We start from the raw sequence: 19,242 nt of genomic DNA, 5'->3' as shown, positions 1-19,242 counted from the left end.
CGGTACCGGTAAAACGCAAAAAAGGAATGTATCTTTAACAGATACATCCCTTTTATAAAGAGAAATCGTTCAGACCCGTATAAAACGCCGGCCATGCCAGTACTTGATAACCCACGCGACGATAACAGGGAGAACAGCGTAGATAAGGGCAGCGGTAATATTGACGCCTCCTCCAACGCCGACCAGCTCGAAGCCCATGATAAGGCTGTCCAGTATGGCGTGGGTGAACACGGCGGTTATAAAGCCGTAGCGGAGGAAGATAAGACAAAATACCGTTCCCAGAATAACCAGCTCTACGATACGCGTATAGAACGGGAAGATCGGATAACCGACATGCCCCAGCGCCCACATGACCGTGGGAATAAGAGTGGCGATAAACGTATTTTTAAACCATTTCTTGAATAGAGCAATGCCGAACAACCGGAATATCGCTTCTTCGGAGATGGCCGCGCACCAGGCCATCATTGGCATCAGCCACAGCATATCCGTATTGTATGCGGATTGCGTAGCATCGCTGGTTGCCCAAGAACCGGCAAGAAACTTCATGGCGACCATAATAATCGCTTGCGCGCCGAGAATAATAGCCGCAAAGAGATAGGAGAGGCCAACGCTGCGCCATACATGCTCGCCATAGCCGCGTTCGCGGAATCCCGGCCATAACGGCCGTTTCTGCGAGCGCCACATCCCGTCGCCGGCGACAAGGGCGAAGTAAACGGCGAGGCCAACCGGAATCAGCAGCACGACGGTAATCATGACGGTAGCCTTCATCTCGGCATCCGACCGGCTCTGCTCGCCCAAGGTTGCCAAAATGCCGTCGAGTACATTCAGATTGTTATAAATGTAGAAGAAGATAAACACAAGGCTGATAAATACCCCGCGTTTAAAAGTCGTGTGTCTTCTGTACAGAATCGCGTATATAAGCGACAAGACAAGGGAGATAAAGCACATGTACGCCAGGCTGACCACAGACAGCGCGCTGCCCGTCTTTTTCTGGCCTTCCACATAAGCGACGTAATCAGCCGGAGCCTGGAATGCGGGCTTGTACCTGGTGATCACAGGTTTATCGTCGATAAGACCAACGCCGATAATCAGTTCGAGAGAAGCGTCTCCAAGCGTATAACCGGTTGGGTGAAGAACCGCGTCACCTTGGTCATTTCTATACAAGCTGTCCAATTCTTCAGGCCGGAATCCTTTTGTTTCGGCAAAAGCCTTCGCTGACGTTTGAACCAACTGGGCATTCCCGGCAGATTGACCGCCAAGCCAATGCCAGCCCGTGATGCCGCCGTTTGTCATATGGACGTAGACGTAAGCCTTGGTGTCGTCCTCCAGCTCCAGATTGACCTGGAACGTATCGGTCGGGAACTTGGCATCGTATTGATCCTCGAACTTGCCAAGCAGATCTTCCTTGGAGAAATACCCGTTTGCCAGACTGTCGGTCTGATAAATCGCATGGGCGGCTACGGCCGTTTTGCCGAACTGTTCCTGGACGAACGTTTTCGCGGTGGACTCGGCTTCGCTTTTTGCGATAACCTTAGGTGTAGAGCTTGAGAACAGCTGGTCCCCGGCTGCAGGGCCGAATTGGGTAAAGATAAAAATAATTGCGCCTGCAACAGCAGCCCACAAGAACCTTTTCCAATCATGAGGAGCGATGGAAGGGATCATACAAAACCTCCATTTCGAATTCAGACGATGCTTCGCTACAGTTACCATACCATTATTAACCTGATTTATCCAATGCGGGCAAAAGCGGAGGATGCAAACGGAAAGCGGTGAAATAAGGACTTGCAGCCAGCAAGTGACCATTTGCTTTATAGCATTGCCTATATTTGAACGAATTCCGCCTAATTATCGCTTAGGCTCATTTTGATCGTTTCCGTCCTTAAGGCGTATAATCGTTAACGTCATATAAATCGAATCGTATCAGCCGAATTTCGTTATTGAAAACGGGGGAACCAAACCGCTGTCCGGAGCCATCCGCCAGCATGGGGTGAATTTCGAGCATTCCGCTTGAATAGGGCTGCCTTTCCAGGCCCGAATCCGTCAGCTAACCTCGCAGGCTGTGTGGAACAGGACTCATCCGGCATGGGAGTTCCCGTGCTTTTTTTTATGCCCAAATGTTGAAAGGTCCATTAAAAGGAGAAAACAATGACCAAATACCTCAATATCTTGAAGTGGTCTCCGCCAAGGATTCTTGTCTTTGGGTTTGCGATGATCATTATCATTGGAGCGATACTGTTGTCGATGCCCTTTGCCTCCAATGACGGATCGCGCCTGCCCTTTATCGATGCGCTGTTTACAGCGACCTCGGCGACCTGCGTCACCGGCCTTGTTGTTGTCGATACGGGTACATACTTCTCTACCGCCGGCAAGATCGTCATCCTTTCGCTGATTCAAATCGGCGGGTTAGGCTTTATGACCATGGCCACGCTGATTGCGCTGGTGCTGCGCAAGCGAATTTCGCTTAAGGAACGGCTCATTCTGCAGGAAGCGATGAACCAGACGAGCATGGAGGGCATCGTTCGTTTAATCCGCAGGGTTATCTTTTACTCCTTGACGATTGAGCTGGTTGGCGCGGTGCTGTTCGCCGTCCGGTTTGCATTTGATATGCCGCTCGGCCGAGCGGTTTGGTACGGGGTTTTTCATTCGATCTCCTTCTTTAACAATGCGGGCTTCGATATCTTCGGCCTTTTCCGCAGCTTAACGATGTATGTGGGCGATCCGCTCGTTAATATCGTGTCGATGCTGCTTATTATTTTTGGCGGATTAGGCTTTGTGGTCATGGCGGATTTGCTGGAGTTTCGGAAAAACAAACGGCTTTCGCTGCATAGCAAGGTTGTTCTATCGGCAACCGGCATTCTGATTGCCGTCGGTGCCCTTGTTATCTTTGTTTTCGAGTTTTCGAACAGCAAGACGCTGGGATCCCTCAATTGGGGCGATAAAATACTGGCTTCCTTTTTCCAGTCCGTTACGCCAAGGACGGCAGGGGCCAATACGCTGGATTATACCCAGCTCCGGCAGGCTACCGTATTTTTCACCGTTATTCTGATGTTTATCGGCGCATCTCCGGGCTCCACGGGCGGGGGAATCAAAACGACGACCTTTACGACTATGGTTGGGGCGGTTATCGCAATGATCCGCGGGCGGGAGGATATCGTTCTCTTCCATTACAGGCTTGGGAAAGACCGGATCTTTAAGGCGCTTACGATTACGATGCTGTCGCTGACGCTGGTCATATTGGTCACGATGCTGCTGTCCACAACGGAAGACCAGCAGTTTCTGAAAATTTTGTTCGAAACAACGTCGGCGTTCGGTACCGTTGGCCTCACGACGGGCATTACGCCCGAGCTGACGTTTTTCGGCAAGATTGTCATTGCATTAACGATGTTCGCCGGCCGGCTTGGTCCACTGACGCTTGCTTACGCTCTTGGACCAAAAACAGAGAAAGAGCTGTACCGGTATCCGGAAGGCAAAATTACGATTGGATAGGGGAATAGGGAGCAGGAATGAAGAACAATCAATTTGTGATCGTAGGCTTGGGACGGTTTGGCTCGAGTCTCGGAAGAGAGCTCATTAAGCTGGGCTACGAGGTGCTTGGAATCGACCGGGACGAGGAAGCCGTTCAGGAGATGAGCAATGTGCTGACCTATACGGTATCGGCCGATTGCACGGACGAAGAGACGCTGCGATCGCTAGGCGTTCGTAATTTTGACTGCGGAGTGGTGGCGATTGGCGATGACATCCAGGCCAGCATACTGACGACTATATTATTGAAGGACCTGGGCGTGAAGCGGGTTGTGGCCAAAGCCATGAGCGAGCTGCATGGACGGGTGCTGGAGAAAATCGGCGTCGACCGGGTTATTTATCCGGAACGCGATATGGGCATCCGGGTTGCCCATCAGCTTGTCTCCCCGAATCTGCTTGATTATATCGAGCTGTCGAAGGAGTATACCATTGCGGAGCTTTCGGTGCCGAAATGCCTGAACGGCAAGTCGCTTCAAGATATGAACCTGCGTGCCCGGTTCGGATGCAGCATCGTAGCCATTAACAAGCCTTCCGGTATTATTATTGCTCCTACGGCTATGGATGTTGTGACGGAAAAGGACGTTATGGTCGTGATCGGAACAAACGACCAGATTGAACAGTTTGAAGAAACCATAATCAGGTGATGATAAGGACAGTGGGCGCGGTTAGCGTTCTCTGTCCTTTTTTTGCTCGCTGGCTGGCAGAGGTGGTGGGGAATGGATGGGGCGGGATGGCTCCGCGGGACGGGGTATCTCTTCCGGCCGCTGTTGTCATTCCTTTGCTCTGAACAGGTTTACATAGATGCAGCAAAGGAAGTGACAAAGGCGAACGCTTCGCTCCTCCAGAGATACCCCTTTCCCGCCTCGCGCCGCACCCATCCATTCCCCCTCGCGAGGGAATGAAAGAGGAAAGTGAAGCGCTAAAAAGCGCAAGCCACTGTCCTCCCTTGCGGGAGCGAGAAGAGAGAAAAGACAAAAGAGAAAGACAAGTGCGAAAAGATTAAAAGCGCCCCTCTTTACTGGCTGAGCTCCGAGATCCATCTGCGGACCGCCGGATGAAGATCGGAAGGGTCGTTGTGGATGAGACAAGTCGTTCTCTTGGTTTCTTCAAGCTCGCGGATGGGGACAACGACAAGTTCGTTGTCGGCTAATAACTGCTTGCGCATATAGGAATGCGGGAGCAAGGTTGCCGCGCGGCACGTATGAAGCAGACGGACGATAGCCTCGAAGGAATCGATTTCCATCCTGACATCCGGCTGAAGATGGTATTTGGCGAAAACCTCGTCGGTCAGCTTGCGATACCAGGTTCCTTTGGAGAACAAGATCATCGGCAGCCCGTTTAAATCTTCTATTGAAAGAGGCTCTTCATGCGTAACGGCAACGCTGGTCGGGATGACGAGCAGCAGATGATCGTCGAACAGCGGCACGCAATGAAGCTGGGAGTCCTCGATCATGGAGGCGACGATGGCGATATCCGCTTTGTTGTCCCGGACAAGAGTGACAATCTCGTGGGTTTTCCCGGTTACGGCCTTGATGTCGAATTCCGGATGACTGGCGTTTAGCGTCTTGATGAAATCGGGTAAGGTTGTTTGCAGCGTCGTTAAGCTGGCCCCAATCGTAATGGAGGTACGTCCCGCCGCGGTGTATTCGGCGACGGAATCCATATAACGGCGGTGCAGCTTGCGGAGGTTTACGGCATATTCGTAAGTCAATTGGCCGACGCGAGTCAGTTCAAGCCTTTTGCCTACGCGCTCGAACAGCTTGGCGCCAATCTCTTCTTCAAGCTTGGCCAGTTTGCGGGATAAAGCCGGCTGGGACAAATTAAGCAGCGCAGCTGCCTTGTTCATGCTGGAATGCTCAACAATAGATGCAAACATATGAAATTCTTCGATCATTTTGGTCTCCCCGATCGCTTATGCGAATTGGTTATAATAAATTATAATAAATATGCAATTCCATTATAAGCTCAAAAGGAGTAGGATTAAAAGGGTGGCATACACGGAACGTTCACAATTTTCATAGCCCTCGCAATGCAATGTGAAGCCTAAGCTCCGAAGTCCTAATATTTTGCGGGGTTCAATAAAAGTCGAGAAATGAAACTTTCGCAAATGGTGTCGACTTTTGTTGACGGACTTAATAGCCGGGGGTACAATGTAGAATGGTTTGTCAACAGTAAAAATGTCATGGAGCGACCACAGTCTGGAAAGGAGAAGTATTAATGAAAGGAAATTCGTACTACTGGCGCAAGCTTCACTCTCTGCTTGGGGTGATTCCGCTGGGTGGATTTATCATCGTGCATGCCCTGGCCAATTTTCAGGCGTATGAGCGCGGGCCGGAAGGCTTTACCAGAGCGGTTCATTTTATTAACGGCCTGCCTGTCGTAACGCTGCTCGAGATCTTCGGCATCTATCTGCCGATTTTGTTCCACGGTGTTTACGGTTTGTATATGGCTTATCAGTCGAACCTCAACTCGGGACGTTTCAAATATGAGCGTAACTGGGCGTTTACGTTGCAGCGTATAACGGGGGTAATCACGTTTATCTTTGTTATCTGGCACGTGTTCGAGACTCGCGTGCAGGTAGCGCTTGGCAATGTAACGCATGAAGAGCTTGGCTCGACCATGCATAATATTGCAACTAGCCCTGCTTTGTTCATTCTGTACCTCATCGGTATTCTGGCTGCGGTATTCCACTTCAGCAACGGCCTCTGGGCGTTCCTGATCAGCTGGGGTATTACGGTCTCCCCGAAAGCTCAACGGGTTTCGGCGAATATCTGCATGGTAATCTTTGTGCTTGTAGCTGCGCTGTTCATCCTGTCCCTCGTAGCATTTATGGGTGACGAATTCAAGGAAACGGCAAGTGCCGCATTGGCATTGACCAATATCGGTTAGTAGTATTTAGACAAGGAGCGAAACGTTATGGCTAAAAATAAAATTATCGTCGTTGGCGGCGGTCTTGCGGGCCTTATGGCAGCCGTTAAAGCGGCGGAAGCGGGCGTGCATGTGGAACTGTTCTCCCTCGTGCCGGTGAAACGTTCCCATTCCGTTTGCGCGCAAGGCGGCATTAACGGCGCTGTAAATACAAAAGGTGAAGGCGACTCCCCTTGGGAGCATTTTGACGATACCGTTTACGGCGGCGACTTCCTCGCGAATCAGCCTCCGGTAAAAGCAATGTGCGAAGCCGCGCCTGGCATTATCCACTTGATGGACCGAATGGGCGTAATGTTCAGCCGTACGCCGGAGGGTCTGCTTGACTTCCGTCGTTTCGGCGGCACGCAATATCACCGTACGGCGTTCGCGGGCGCAACAACCGGCCAGCAGCTGCTGTACGCCCTGGACGAGCAAGTTCGCCGCTGGGAAGCAGCCGGTCTCGTAACGAAATACGAGCACTGGGAATTCCTTGGCGCCGTACTGGATGACGAAGGCATCTGCCGCGGTGTTTCGGCGCAAAGCCTGCGCACGATGGAAGTACATACTTTCGTCGGCGACGCCGTTATTCTCGCATCCGGCGGTCCTGGTATCATCTTCGGTAAAACAACGAACTCCGTTATCAATACGGGTACAGCTGCATCCGCTGTATATCAGCAAGGCGTTCATTACGCAAACGGCGAATTTATCCAAATCCATCCAACGGCTATCCCTGGCGACGACAAGCTGCGCCTGATGTCCGAATCCGCACGCGGCGAAGGCGGCCGGATCTGGACGTACAAAGACGGTAAGCCTTGGTACTTCCTTGAAGAGAAATATCCGGCGTACGGCAACCTAGTTCCGCGCGATATCGCAACACGCGAAATCTTCAGCGTCTGCGTTGACGAGAAGCTTGGCATCAACGGCGAGAACATGGTTTACCTTGACCTGTCGCATAAAGATCCGAAGGAGCTTGACGTTAAGCTCGGCGGCATCATTGAGATTTACGAGAAGTTCATGGGCGACGACCCGCGCAAAATCCCGATGAAAATCTTCCCTGCGGTTCACTACTCGATGGGCGGCATGTGGGTTGATTACAACCAAATGACGAACATCCCTGGTCTGTTCGCGGCGGGCGAATGCGAATACCAATACCACGGCGCGAACCGTCTTGGCGCGAACTCGCTCCTGTCCGCTATCTTTGGCGGCATGGTTGCCGGTCCTAAAGCCGTTGAATACATCAAAGGCCTTAAGAAATCGTCTGAAGACATTTCCTCATCGGTATTCGACCGCGAGAAGAAACGTCACGAAGACAAGTACAACAAGATCCTCGGCATGAACGGTACCGAGAATGCTTACGTTATCCACAAAGAGCTTGGCGAGTGGATGACAAACAACATGACGGTTGTACGCTTCAACGACAAGCTGCAGCAAACCATTGACAAGATCAAAGAGCTGAAGCAGCGTTACCAAAACATCAATATCAACGACTCGCTCAAATGGAACAACTCCAGCGTAGCGTTCACGCGTCAGCTGTGGAACATGCTTGAGCTTTCCGAAGCGATGACGCTTGGCGCTTTGCTCCGCAACGAAAGCCGCGGCGCGCATTACAAGCCGGACTTCCCGGACCGTAACGACGAGGATTTCCTCAAAACAACGAAAGCGACCTGGACGCCTGAAGGTCCGCAAATTTCGTATGAGGATGTCGATACTTCCCTTATCAAACCGCGTAAACGCGACTACACAGCCAACAAGAAGAAAGGAGAATAACAATGGCTCAAACGACAGCAACAAAAACCGTAAAGTTCGTTATTACCCGTCAAGACGGACCGGACTCCGCGCCTTATACCGAAGAGTTTGAAATTCCTTACCGCGCCAACATGAACGTAATCAGCGGCTTAATGGAAATTCAGCGTAATCCGAAAAAAGCGGATGGCGGAAACACGGCTCCGGTATGCTGGGAATCCAACTGCCTTGAGGAAGTGTGCGGTGCCTGCTCGATGGTCATCAACGGCAAGCCTCGTCAGGCCTGCAGCGCGCTGATCGATAAGCTGGAACAGCCGATTCGCCTCGAGCCAATGCGCACATTCCCTGTCGTGCGTGACCTTGTTATTAACCGCGAGCGCATGTTCAATGCGCTGAAACGGGTTAAAGCATGGATTCCGATCGACGGCACGTATGATCTGGGCCCAGGCCCGCGTCTGGCAGAAGAGAAGCGCCAATGGGCTTACGAGCTGTCCAAGTGTATGACTTGCGGCGTCTGCATGGAAGCCTGCCCGAACGTTAACGACCGCAACAGCTTTATCGGTCCGCAAGCAATCTCCCAGGTCCGCCTCTTCAACGTTCACCCTACAGGTGAAATGAACAAAGCTGAACGTCTGGAGACGCTGATGGAAGACGGCGGCATCGAAGGCTGCGGCAACTCGCAAAACTGCGTGCGTTCGTGCCCGAAAGGCATTCCGCTTACGACTTCGATTGCTGCAATCAACCGTGATACTACCAAACAATTGTTCAAAAAATGGCTTGGCTAAGAAGGATGCCCTCCGCGCAGGCGGGGGTATTTCTTTTTTTCTATTTGATAATGATAACTATTATCATTATAGTAATGGAGCTAGCGTTGAAAGTCAACTCAAACAAAAAAGCTGCGCGGGACGGGATAGTGATATCCTAGTCCGGCACAGCTTTTTTGTTTGACGGCGTTACATCCATTGCTCGCCCCAGCTTTGAATCGACTCGATCACGGGCTGGAGCTCGCGACCCTTCGGCGTTAACTCATATTCGATTCGAACAGGCATTTCAGGATAGACAGTTCGTTTTACAATGCTCTGACTCTCTAGTTCCTTTATCCGATCCGTTAACATTTTGTCGCTCATCTCGGGGATCTGCTCTTTAATTTCCTTGAACCGTTTAGGTCCGCCAAGCATAACCCGGATGATAAGCCCTGTCCACTTCTTACCAAGAATGTCGGCCGCAGCTTCATACTTTGGGCACATAGTTGAATAATCCAACGCGATCACCCCTTTTTCTACCTATATTGTAGCATATGTTCTAAGGAAAAGTAAGTTCGTTAGCGCAGCCAAATTTGGGTATTTGCTAATTTTAATATATTTACTTGACTTAAGTAAGTAACATACATTATGATGATTGCATCAAAGAGAGCGGCCGCTCAATTAACGAGAAAATAGATAAAGGGAGAGGTTTTAAATGTTGGATACTGGCTTGTTGATCATTCGGGTTATTATTGGTTTATTGATGATTGGACACGGCGCGCAGAAGCTGTTCGGATGGTTCGGCGGTTACGGTCTGAAAGGCACGGGCGGTTGGCTGGAATCGATCGGATTGAAACCCGGCGTATGGATGGCAGCCGGCGCAGGCTTGTCCGAGGTTGTAGGCGGCGTATTGTTCGGAGCGGGGCTGTGGGTGGAAGTAGGAGCGGCATTGCTGATCCTTACCATGATTGTAGCGATTGCGAAGGTTCATGGCGCCAATGGTCCCTGGGTTACGCAAAACGGTTATGAATATAACCTGGTTCTGATTGCCGTTCTGCTCGGCGTAGCCTTCACGGGCGCTGGCGATTTCTCGATCGACGCTTTGCTGAAATAATAATAGTTTTTAAGAAAAGCACCTCGGGGTTCTGCACGGCAGACTCTGGGGTGCTTTTTGCATTGTAAGGGCAGAACGTTCAAATCCGAATAATGAGTAGCCCGGCGATCGTCAATACAAAAGCGGCCCATTGCGCACGGTTCAGCTTTTCCTTGTAGACGAGAATGGAGCGGTTCATGTTAGTAAGCGGGACGTCAAGGCGGCGGGGCCATAGTCCAGCGCCTTCATAAATAAAGCATTGCCAAGAGCAGACCCTGCTCCGATAATGATTCCAGCCAGCCATATCCGGTAATCGCTTAAATGATGGAATGAATTTGTTACACAATTGAAATAGTTCTGTTACGGTACAAACATATTATTAGGCTATTATAATAAACAAGACCCCCTTTTAATATATCGATTTTGGACCTGTGAGCGCACAGGTCCACTTTTTTTGTCCGATAAAGAACGCAGCAAAAAGGCTTTGCCTGAAAGGCAAAGCCTAGATTTCTTTTACTACAGTGGAACAATGATTTGCTGGCGTTTGCGGTAGAATACCCACTGCGAGAAACCGATTTCCTTCAGGCGCTTGCGTACCCGCTCGAAATCCTCGCCTATACGGCTTGGTTTATGGGCATCGGAGCCAAACGTGACATTTACTCCAAAATGAAGCGCTCTCTCTAGAATCGCATCGGAAGGGTACCAGCCGCCAACATCCTTGGTGCCGCCGGACGTATTGATCTCAATGGCGACATCGCACTTGGCGATAACTCGAAGCGTATCATCAACTACGTCATTGGCCGGAATATCGGAGAAGGCCGGGTAATAGCCCTTCATCGCATCGATATGACCGAGTATGTCGAACATGCCGCTTCGGGCGGATTGCCGGATAAGCTCGTAATACGCGACTTTTTCCGAGATCTTCTTCTCCTCGGACAAGCCTTTCCAACGGTTGCGGTTAAAGATGCTCACACCGCTGACCTGATGGACCGAGCCAATCAAGTAGTCAAACGGGACATTGCGATAAGCATCCCTATAGGTTTCGGCGTGTTTGGGGAAGAAATCCGACTCCATGCCAAGCAGCACTTCAATGCGGTCTTTATATTTCTCTTTCAGGCGGAGAACCTCGTCTACATAGCTCTGAAAATCGCTTCGGGCCATAGCGATGCCGGGAAAAGGCTGATCCTGCTCGCTGCCGAAATACGGCGAATGGTCGGAGATGCCAATGACTTCAAGGCCTGCGTCAAGCGCGGCAATAATGTAATCTTCGATCATGCCGTCGGCATGGCCGCAACGTTCGTGATGGGTATGCAAATCGAATTTCATGATGAATTCCTCCTAAAAAGAATGGCTGCCCAATGGCCAGAGCTGTTGGCCATGCAGGCATTCTTGCATCGTAAGCATGGGGCTTAAAGAATGGCTGCCCAATGGCCAGAGCTGTTGGCCATATGTAAGGATTCTGTCTACTCGCTGCCAAGAAAGGATTGCTCGGGCATGCCTTTTAAGTCGCTTAAAAATTGCTGCATGGCCGTATTTAAATATCTGCCGGATTTATAGACGACAGCCACCGGGTGATAGGGCTCAAGCTCCGTCGCTTTGATGATTTTGAGCGAACCAAGCTTTAATTCATTGGCAATGGACAGCTTGGAAACGACCGCAATGCCAAGATTAATCTCAACCATTCGCTTTACTTCTTCGCTGCTCGACAGCTCCATAATAATATTCGGCTGGATATTATTTTTCTTGAAGATTTGATCCAGGAAGCGGCGGCCCAAGGTGTCGGGCGCAAGCATGATAAAGGGGTAATCCTTGATCATATCTATCGTAGTATGCGCTACTTGGCTTAAAGGATGAGCGGGAGATGCAACGAGGACAAAGGAATCGTAATAAAGAATGGATGTGTCCATATTCGGATTTTTTTCCGAGATGTAGGTAATGCCGATATCGACTGAACCGTTCTCCACGCTGGCCAGAACTTGCGAGGATGGCATTGTGTGTATCGTCGTTTTGATCAACGGATACTGGTCCTGGAAGTAAGATAACACCCGGGGCAAGATCTGAATGGCCATGGATGAGGTGGTTCCGAGTACGATATGGCCCTGGGGTATCGCATTCAAATCGGACAGCTTCTGCTTTAATTCTTCAACAACCGCAAGTATTCTCTCCGCATGCTCCAAAAAAACTTTTCCGTGGTCGGTCAAGGTGACGGGCTGATTGCGATCGATGAGAACTGTCTTGAATTCGTCCTCCAGCGTTTTTATTTGAGCAGAGACGGCCGGCTGTGTCAAATTCAGCAGCTCGCCGGCTTTGCGGAAGCTCATCGTCTTCGATATGGTGAGGAGCGTTTCAAGCTGGCTAATATTCAATTCAATTCCCCCTCGAACATGATCACTATTTATTATAAAGCAAATGGATGATTACAGCAAAAAAGCGGGCAAGCTTCAAAAATTCTTAATCTAATGTTTTCGAAGCATGAGGTTAATGTTAATTTTTTGTATGGCCATTTCAATTGAAAAGGAATAAATGGGGGACTGTCGAACTATTGCTGAAGTATGGCCAATGAAACGGGGGCGTTTGTTCTGGACCAAAGAGCATTGCGTGGCTGGAAAATGTACGATTGGGCAAACTCCGCCTTTGCCACCACGATGATGGCAGCGGTGCTGCCGGTTTATTATTCCGATGTTGCAGCCGTTCATCTGGCGGGCAACCGGGCCGAGACCTATTGGGGTTATACCCAAAGCATTGCGATGCTGCTGGTGGCCGTGTTATCGCCGATTCTTGGGGCTATTGCCGATTATACGGGCTCCAAGCTGAGGTTTCTGTCCGTATTTATGCTGCTTGGCGTATTGTCCTGCGTATTTATGGCATTTGCCGGTGAAGGCGATTGGCTGTTGGCTTCATGCCTGATGGTGTTGGGCTCTATAGGCTTCTCCGGAGGGAATACCTTTTATGACGCGATGCTGGCGGACGGTGTGCCGCAGGAGTTAAGAGGCCGAGTCAGCTCGCAAGGTTATGCTTACGGTTATGCCGGAGGCGGCCTGCTGCTGCTTATCAACGTTATTATGATTGAAGGCTGGGAGACGCTGGGCTTCCCAAGCAAAACCTTTGCCACCCAGATGGTCTTTATTACGGTGGGGGTTTGGTGGCTGCTGTTCTCCATTCCGATTCTTCGCTTGGTGAAGGAAAGCAGGAAGCCAACCGGCCATCTCGGCAGGGGCGAAATCATCCGGGCAGGCTTTGTCCGGATTGGAAAGACCTTCTCGGTTATCAAGCGATATCCCGAGCTGCTGAAGTATATGGCTTCTTTCTGGTTTTTCAACGATGGAATCAACACGGTTATTGTCATGGCAACGATATATGGTGCGGGTATCGGCATTGAAACAAGCGATCTGATTATTGCGCTGCTGATCACGCAGTTTGTCGGGTGGCCATGTACGATCCTGTTCGGCAGGCTGGCCGGTCGTTTTGGTTCGAAGCGCATGTTGTATTATTCCTTGCTTATTTATGTTCTTATCGTCGGGCTAGGCTTCTTTATGACCAGCGCCATTCATTTCTATGCGCTTGCCATCATGGTGGGCCTTGTGCAGGGCGGTAGCCAGGCGGTAGCCCGTTCGATCTATGCCAATCTGGTGCCGCCTTCGCGGACGGGCGAGTTTTTTGGCTTCCTGGCGCTGTCGAGCAAGTTCTCCTCCTTTGCGGGTCCGTTTGTCTTCTCCGTGGTGGGGACCCTTACCGGTTCGAGCCGGGTCGCGATTTTGTCTCTGATTGCCTTCTTTATAATCGGAATCGTTTTATTGTGGAAGGTTAATCTGGAAAAAGGCTCGCGCGAAGCGGCAGAGGAAGAGATGGCATAAGCAGGCTTCGGCAGCAAATGCTATAATGGGTAATGATCCAATAAAGAAAGGTGCGATGATGAATGCCACGCATTTACAGTAATTTGACAGAGCTGATCGGCAACACACCATTGCTCGAGCTTACTCATTACAATAAGAGTCAGGATTCGCTTGCGAAAGTTATCGCGAAGCTGGAATACTTCAATCCGGCTGGCAGCGTGAAGGACCGGATTGGTTTTGCGATGATTAAGGATGCTGAGGAAAAAGGAAAGCTTGTTCCCGGCTCGGTGATTATTGAACCAACAAGCGGCAATACCGGCATTGCGCTCGCTTTTGCGGCGGCGGCTTTGGGCTACCGGCTCATTATAATTTTGCCTGAATCGTTCAGTATCGAACGCCGCAAGCTGCTGGAGGCGCTTGGCGCGGAGCTTGTGCTTACGCCGGCATCCGAGGGCATGTCGGGAGCAATCCGCAAAGCGGATGAGCTGGCTGCTCAAATTCCAGGCTCCTACATACCGATGCAATTCAGCAATCCCGCGAACCCGGACATCCATAAGACAACGACAGCGGAGGAAATCTGGCGCGATACCGACGGCCGGGTGGATATCTTTGTGGCCGGCGTTGGTACGGGCGGTACGGTCTCCGGCGTAGGCGAACGCTTGAAGCAGCTTAATTCAAACGTAAAAATTGTTGCCGTTGAGCCGTTTAGCTCCGCGGTATTGTCTGGCGGCGAAAGAGGTCCCCATCTGATTCAAGGCATTGGCGCGGGCTTTGTGCCGGATAACTATAACGCGTCCGTCGTGGATGAGATTATTACGGTCAAAAACGAAGACGCGTACCGCACTTCCCGCATGCTGGCGCGTAGCGAAGGCTTGCTGGTCGGCATCTCTTCCGGCGCCGCGGCATTCGCGGCTTCTCAATTGGCCAAACGTCCGGAGAACAAAAACAAAACGATTGTTGTCCTTCTTCCTGACACGGGCGAACGTTATTTGTCGGCGAATTTGTACGACGAAGCTTAATATGGTGAGGAGTGCGAGCTATTCGCATAACGCAATAAGACCCCATGAGGGTCTTATTGTGTTATAAGGGGACTGAAGTCGCCGTGATAAGACCCTGCCGTGGTCTTATTGTCTATAAGAGCAGACTGAAATTGGCAGGAACGGTCAGTTGGCGATGAGATAAGACCCCACGAGGGTCTTATTGTGCTATAGGGGGTTGAAGTGGCTGCGATAAGACCCTGCCAGGGTCTTATCGACTATGGCGAGCAGGGTGGGTGAAACTGGCGGAAACGGTCAGTTGGCGATGAGATAAGACCCCACGAGGGTCTTATTGTGCTATTAGGGGGTTGAAGTGACCGTGATAAGACCCTGCCGGGGTCTTATCGTCTACGCGAGCAAGGTGAAACTGGCGGACGGTCAGTAGGCGATGGAATAAGACACTGTCAGGGTCTTATCACGATGTGAAATCGGGCTCGTGCGCAGCGCCTGAGCCCCTTTCGGACCTCTCCCCAAAGCCGACGGGGGTTGTGGGCAGCGGTGCTGGGAGCGCGGGGCGGTCGGGGAGGGGCGCAGGGGTAAGTGAAGGAATCTCCTGCAGGAGCGGAGCGCCCGCCTTTGTCTACACTTTGCAACCTTGGAACATTAAGTTCAGGCAAAGTGTAGACAACAGCGGCTGGAAGGAGATCCTTCACGTCCCCGAAGTACACCGACCCGACCGACCCGGCCACAAAGCGAACAGCAAAAAGCCGCCCCAACACCCGGGCGGCTCCACACTCATAACCATTTTTTCTTTCTAAACACAATCAGCATTCCAGCCCCCAAGGCGAGCATGATGCCAAGCAGAATAATTGATCCGCCGCGCACATGCATCCCGGGAATAAAGTCGAAGTTCATCCCGTAAATCCCGGTAATAAAGGTCAGCGGCATGAAGATCGTCGTCATCGCGGTGAACACGCGCATGATCTCGTTCGCCCGTGCCGAGATCGTCGACTGATAAGCTTCTCGCAAGTTGCCCATGAGCTCTCGGTACGTATCGAAGGACTCGGCGATTTTGACGGCATTCTCGTAAATGTCGCTGAAGTACTTTTGCAGCTGGTCATCGATTAGCTTCAAATCCCGCTTGTTCAGCGTGGCGATAAGGTCCTTTTGCGGGCCAAGCACTTTCTTCAGCCACAAAATTTCGCCGCGCAGACCGATGATTTCGTTCAGATGCGTTTTTTTCGTATTCATTAATATATCTTCTTCCAGCATTTCGATCCGGTTGTCGATCCGGTCGCCTACGAGGAAGTAATTGTCGACCACGATGTCGACGAGATGATATAGGAAATAGTCCGGCCGATTAACTTCCTGCTCCCACAGAACGGGTTTCAGCGTGCGCAGCTCGTTGAGCTTTTGCTTCGTAATCGTAATAATATAATGACGGCCTAGAAAAATATTCAGCGCGCGGAGGAAGATTTCCTCGTCATCGAACCGGATGCTGTTAATGACAATAAAATATTGGTTTTCATAAATTTCGATTTTCGGACGCTGCTCTTCCTCGCTCAGGCAGTCCTCGACCGCCAGATCATGCATGCCGAACAGCGGCTGCAGGATCGCAAGGTCTTCCACGTCGGCATCAATCCAATAGAAGCCTTCCGCTGCCGGAACCAGCGTCTCATTAATGTCTTCGATCAGGGTAAATAACCCGTTGTTTACATGACGAATTTTCATCCGAGCTTCTCCTCTCTTGTGACGAGCTGCCGGATGAACGAGCAAAAGAACGGACTTAAAACGCAAACGCCCGCTTGAGCAACGATAGATCCGGCAGCTGCCGTATTCGGTTGTTGTCAGGCTTCGGTCGATCGCCTTCCATTCTGTTTGCACTCCTTTACCTTTTATTCTTCATGAAAAATCGGCTTTTAATCCTTGTCTAGTATACTCCCCTATACACTTTACATTCAAGCGGAAAAATAGGCCGACTGACCTTTTGGAAAGCCTTCTACAGCATATGTCAATAACGTCCTTGACGCGAATGGCAGAATCCATTAAAGTTAAGAATAGAATTGGATTTCTACAACCGAATAGAACCACTTTCTTATCAAGAGCAGGCGGAGGGACTAGCCCGATGAAGCCCGGCAACCGGCGTAAGCACGGTGCTAATTCTTGCGGAAACTTTAGTTTCTGAGAGATGAGGGAGGCGAGAGCTCTTTTTTTTGATGAGCGCACGACCTTTTCTCACGGCAGAAAGGGTCTTTTTTGCGTTGAGAAGGCCGATAATCAAGTAAAGGAGTGAATCGCAATGCCGATTAAAGTACCTGATTCCCTGCCAGCCAAAGAGATTTTGAACAACGAGAACATTTTCGTTATGGATGAAAGCACCGCTTTCCATCAAGACATCCGTCCATTACGGATCGCCATATTGAATTTAATGCCTACCAAGGAAACGACGGAAACGCAGCTTCTTCGACTCATTGGCAATACGCCGCTGCAAGTGGAGATTGTATTGCTGCATCCGAAGACCCATACATCGAAAAATACGTCGCACGAGCATTTGGAATCGTTCTACAAAACCTTCGATGACATCAAGGACCAGTATTATGACGGTCTTGTTATTACGGGCGCTCCGGTTGAGCATCTGAACTTCGAGGACGTGAATTACTGGGAAGAGCTGAAGGACATTATGGATTGGAGCAGACGCCAGGTGACGTCGACCTTTCATATCTGTTGGGCCTCGCAGGCGGGATTGTACCATCATTACGGCGTACCGAAATACGAACTGGACAAGAAGATTTTCGGCGTATTCCCGCATACAACCGAGAAGCAGAACGTCAACCTGCTCCGCGGCTTTGACGAAATGTTCTTTGTGCCGCAATCCCGTCATACCGAGGTCCGCCGCGAGGATATCGAGAAAATCGGGGATCTGGAAATTTTGTCGGAGTCCGAAGAATCCGGCGTATATATCGTGGCTTCCAAAGACGGCAGGCAAATTTTCGTCAGCGGGCATTCGGAGTACGATCCGCTTTCGCTGAAATACGAATATGACCGCGACAAAGCAAAGGGGCTGGAAATTGATCTGCCGAAGAACTATTTCCCGGGAGATAATCCGGAAAAACTCCCTTATTCGACATGGCGCTCCCACGCGAACTTGCTGTTCTCGAACTGGTTGAACTATTATGTATACCAACAAACGCCTTATGATTTGGGCGCAGGCATCTAATTAATAAATTAGAAATGACGAAGACGAAGGAGACGGACGAACTTATGAAAATTGAAAGTCATCTTGCGCATATCGGTTCCGAGAAGGAGCCTGTTACGGGTGCGGTAAGCTTCCCGATTTATCAAGCAACGGCGTTCCGCCATCCCAAGCTTGGCCAAAGCACGGGCTTTGATTACGCCCGCACCAAAAGTCCGACGCGTACCGTTCTGGAAGAAGCGGCGGCTCAGCTCGAATCCGGCGACGCGGGGTTTGCCTGTAGCTCCGGTATGGCCGCTCTGACAACGATCTTCGCTTTGTTCAGCCAAGGCGACCATTTGATCGTTTCGCTTGATTTATATGGCGGCACATACCGTCTGCTTGAGAAAATCATGTCCAGATACGGCGTTACGGCTTCGTATGTCGATACGAACGATCTTGACGGCATGTCCGAGCTGCTTCAGCCGAACACGAAGGCGGTTCTGATCGAGACGCCAACGAATCCGCTGATGATGATTACAGACTTGGAGCGTGTATCCGCATGGGCAAAGTCCAAAGGTCTTCTTACTATTGTAGATAATACGCTGCTTACTCCGTTCTTCCAGCGTCCTATAGAGCTTGGCGCGGATATCGTCGTTCATAGCGCAACCAAATATTTGGGCGGTCACAATGACGTTCTAGCGGGTCTGATCGTAACGAAGGGCAAAGAGCTCTCCGAGCAGATGGCTTTCCTGCATAACTCGCTTGGCGCCGTTCTTGGTCCGCAGGACTCCTGGCTGCTGATGCGCGGCATGAAGACGCTCGCGCTTCGCATGGAACGCCATCAGCTTAACGCAACGGCTATCGCGAATTATCTGCTGGAGCATGAGGCGATCGAGGATGTCTATTATCCGGCGCTGCCCCATCACCCGGGTCATGATGTGCAGAACAAGCAATCCTCGGGCAACACCGGCATTTTCTCCTTCCGTCTGAAGGATGCCCGTTATGTAGAGCCGATTCTCCGTCATATCAAGCTGATCGCGTTTGCGGAAAGCCTTGGCGGCGTCGAGTCGCTTATGACTTATCCGGCTGTTCAGACTCATGCCGATATTCCGTTGGAAATCCGCCAGAAGATCGGCGTTGACGACCGTCTCCTTCGTTTCTCGGTTGGAATCGAGCATGCCGATGATTTGATTGCCGATCTAAAGCAGGCGTTGGCTGAGGCAAAGCGCGAAATCGAGGGGGCTTAAGG

The 19,242-nt window shown here is 50.8% G+C and carries 16 protein-coding genes and 2 riboswitches; of the genes, 10 read left to right on the top strand and 6 right to left on the bottom strand.

The genetic code is table 11. From position 1 onward, the window contains the following. Positions 1 to 69: 69 nt before the first annotated feature. The gene (locus EV294_RS14350; protein WP_165930684.1) at positions 70 to 1,662 is read right to left on the bottom strand and encodes a CPBP family intramembrane glutamic endopeptidase; all 1,593 of its coding nucleotides are present in this window, start codon (positions 1,660 to 1,662) and stop codon (positions 70 to 72) included. 250 nt (positions 1,663 to 1,912) lie between these two features. Further along, a riboswitch (cyclic di-AMP (ydaO/yuaA leader) is annotated at positions 1,913 to 2,074 on the top strand. A gap of 71 nt (positions 2,075 to 2,145) precedes the next feature. Here EV294_RS14350 and EV294_RS14345 point away from each other — a divergent pair. Beyond that, positions 2,146 to 3,486 carry a TrkH family potassium uptake protein gene (locus EV294_RS14345; protein WP_132307836.1) on the top strand — a complete coding sequence of 447 codons (1,341 nt, stop codon included), beginning with the start codon at positions 2,146 to 2,148 and terminating at the stop codon, positions 3,484 to 3,486. Positions 3,487 to 3,503: 17 nt separating this feature from the next. Further along, positions 3,504 to 4,166 carry a potassium channel family protein gene (locus tag EV294_RS14340; RefSeq protein WP_132307834.1) on the top strand — a complete coding sequence of 221 codons (663 nt, stop codon included), beginning with the start codon at positions 3,504 to 3,506 and terminating at the stop codon, positions 4,164 to 4,166. Positions 4,167 to 4,537: 371 nt separating this feature from the next. Here EV294_RS14340 and EV294_RS14335 read toward each other — a convergent pair whose 3' ends face one another. After that, the gene (locus EV294_RS14335; RefSeq protein ID WP_132307832.1) at positions 4,538 to 5,416 is read right to left on the bottom strand and encodes a LysR family transcriptional regulator; all 879 of its coding nucleotides are present in this window, start codon (positions 5,414 to 5,416) and stop codon (positions 4,538 to 4,540) included. 323 nt (positions 5,417 to 5,739) lie between these two features. Here EV294_RS14335 and EV294_RS14330 point away from each other — a divergent pair, with 323 nt between their 5' ends. From EV294_RS14330 to sdhB, 3 genes are read left to right on the top strand one after another with little or no spacing between them, the layout of a single operon-like run. After that, on the top strand, positions 5,740 to 6,411 hold the full coding sequence (locus EV294_RS14330) for a succinate dehydrogenase cytochrome b558 subunit (protein ID WP_132307830.1): 672 nt from the start codon (positions 5,740 to 5,742) through the stop codon (positions 6,409 to 6,411). Between the two features lie 27 nt (positions 6,412 to 6,438). Then, positions 6,439 to 8,196, top strand: coding sequence for a succinate dehydrogenase flavoprotein subunit (sdhA, locus tag EV294_RS14325; protein ID WP_132307828.1), 1,758 nt, complete (start codon positions 6,439 to 6,441; stop codon positions 8,194 to 8,196). Between the two features lie 2 nt (positions 8,197 to 8,198). Continuing rightward, entirely contained in the window at positions 8,199 to 8,957 is a 759-nt protein-coding gene (gene sdhB / locus EV294_RS14320; protein ID WP_132307826.1) for a succinate dehydrogenase iron-sulfur subunit, read from the top strand. Positions 8,958 to 9,125: 168 nt separating this feature from the next. On the opposite strand, the gene EV294_RS14315 is transcribed toward sdhB, so the two are convergent. Beyond that, entirely contained in the window at positions 9,126 to 9,434 is a 309-nt protein-coding gene (locus EV294_RS14315; protein ID WP_279513580.1) for a winged helix-turn-helix transcriptional regulator, read from the bottom strand. A 196-nt stretch (positions 9,435 to 9,630) separates the two neighbouring features. Between EV294_RS14315 and EV294_RS14310 the strand changes: the two genes are divergently transcribed. Beyond that, positions 9,631 to 10,029: a DoxX family protein gene (locus EV294_RS14310; protein ID WP_132307824.1), complete on the top strand. Its 399-nt coding sequence runs from the start codon at positions 9,631 to 9,633 to the stop codon at positions 10,027 to 10,029. Positions 10,030 to 10,524: 495 nt separating this feature from the next. Here the strand turns inward: EV294_RS14310 and EV294_RS14300 are convergent, their stop codons facing one another. Both EV294_RS14300 and EV294_RS14295 read right to left on the bottom strand, forming a co-directional pair. Further along, positions 10,525 to 11,334 (bottom strand): histidinol-phosphatase, encoded by an 810-nt coding sequence (locus tag EV294_RS14300; RefSeq protein ID WP_132307822.1) that lies wholly within the window; start codon positions 11,332 to 11,334, stop codon positions 10,525 to 10,527. A 137-nt stretch (positions 11,335 to 11,471) separates the two neighbouring features. Next, on the bottom strand, positions 11,472 to 12,374 hold the full coding sequence (locus tag EV294_RS14295) for a LysR family transcriptional regulator (protein ID WP_132307820.1): 903 nt from the start codon (positions 12,372 to 12,374) through the stop codon (positions 11,472 to 11,474). A gap of 213 nt (positions 12,375 to 12,587) precedes the next feature. Between EV294_RS14295 and EV294_RS14290 the strand changes: the two genes are divergently transcribed. Together EV294_RS14290 and cysK are read left to right on the top strand one after the other, a co-directional pair. Then, entirely contained in the window at positions 12,588 to 13,862 is a 1,275-nt protein-coding gene (locus EV294_RS14290; protein ID WP_132308042.1) for an MFS transporter, read from the top strand. Between the two features lie 62 nt (positions 13,863 to 13,924). Continuing rightward, positions 13,925 to 14,860, top strand: coding sequence for a cysteine synthase A (cysK, locus tag EV294_RS14285; RefSeq protein WP_132307818.1), 936 nt, complete (start codon positions 13,925 to 13,927; stop codon positions 14,858 to 14,860). Positions 14,861 to 15,613: 753 nt separating this feature from the next. Here cysK and corA read toward each other — a convergent pair. Further along, positions 15,614 to 16,549, bottom strand: a complete 936-nt coding sequence (gene corA, locus EV294_RS14280) for a magnesium/cobalt transporter CorA (protein ID WP_132307816.1) — start codon at positions 16,547 to 16,549, stop codon at positions 15,614 to 15,616. A 361-nt stretch (positions 16,550 to 16,910) separates the two neighbouring features. After that, positions 16,911 to 17,013: riboswitch (SAM riboswitch) on the top strand. A gap of 104 nt (positions 17,014 to 17,117) precedes the next feature. On the opposite strand from corA, the gene metA reads away from it, so the two are divergent. Then, positions 17,118 to 18,035 carry a homoserine O-acetyltransferase MetA gene (metA, locus tag EV294_RS14275; RefSeq protein WP_132307814.1) on the top strand — a complete coding sequence of 306 codons (918 nt, stop codon included), beginning with the start codon at positions 17,118 to 17,120 and terminating at the stop codon, positions 18,033 to 18,035. Positions 18,036 to 18,079: 44 nt separating this feature from the next. After that, entirely contained in the window at positions 18,080 to 19,240 is a 1,161-nt protein-coding gene (locus tag EV294_RS14270; protein WP_132307812.1) for an aminotransferase class I/II-fold pyridoxal phosphate-dependent enzyme, read from the top strand. Positions 19,241 to 19,242 lie beyond the last annotated feature (2 nt).

The sequence above is a fragment of the Paenibacillus sp. BK033 genome, from assembly GCF_004345425.1.
Taxonomy (GTDB): domain Bacteria; phylum Bacillota; class Bacilli; order Paenibacillales; family Paenibacillaceae; genus Pristimantibacillus.
The sequence above is the reverse complement of the archived record's forward strand: the minus strand, read 5'-3'. Positions and strand labels throughout refer to the sequence as shown.

Coding starts and splice junctions, on each gene's coding strand:
- sdhB (WP_132307826.1), top strand. CDS start 8,199: ATGGCTCAAACGACAGCAACAAAAACCGTAAAGTTCGTTATTACCCGT.
- EV294_RS14330 (WP_132307830.1), top strand. CDS start 5,740: ATGAAAGGAAATTCGTACTACTGGCGCAAGCTTCACTCTCTGCTTGGG.
- EV294_RS14335 (WP_132307832.1), bottom strand. CDS start 5,416: ATGATCGAAGAATTTCATATGTTTGCATCTATTGTTGAGCATTCCAGC.
- EV294_RS14350 (WP_165930684.1), bottom strand. CDS start 1,662: ATGATCCCTTCCATCGCTCCTCATGATTGGAAAAGGTTCTTGTGGGCT.
- metA (WP_132307814.1), top strand. CDS start 17,118: ATGCCGATTAAAGTACCTGATTCCCTGCCAGCCAAAGAGATTTTGAAC.
- EV294_RS14345 (WP_132307836.1), top strand. CDS start 2,146: ATGACCAAATACCTCAATATCTTGAAGTGGTCTCCGCCAAGGATTCTT.
- EV294_RS14310 (WP_132307824.1), top strand. CDS start 9,631: ATGTTGGATACTGGCTTGTTGATCATTCGGGTTATTATTGGTTTATTG.
- cysK (WP_132307818.1), top strand. CDS start 13,925: ATGCCACGCATTTACAGTAATTTGACAGAGCTGATCGGCAACACACCA.
- corA (WP_132307816.1), bottom strand. CDS start 16,549: ATGAAAATTCGTCATGTAAACAACGGGTTATTTACCCTGATCGAAGAC.
- EV294_RS14340 (WP_132307834.1), top strand. CDS start 3,504: ATGAAGAACAATCAATTTGTGATCGTAGGCTTGGGACGGTTTGGCTCG.
- EV294_RS14300 (WP_132307822.1), bottom strand. CDS start 11,334: ATGAAATTCGATTTGCATACCCATCACGAACGTTGCGGCCATGCCGAC.
- sdhA (WP_132307828.1), top strand. CDS start 6,439: ATGGCTAAAAATAAAATTATCGTCGTTGGCGGCGGTCTTGCGGGCCTT.
- EV294_RS14270 (WP_132307812.1), top strand. CDS start 18,080: ATGAAAATTGAAAGTCATCTTGCGCATATCGGTTCCGAGAAGGAGCCT.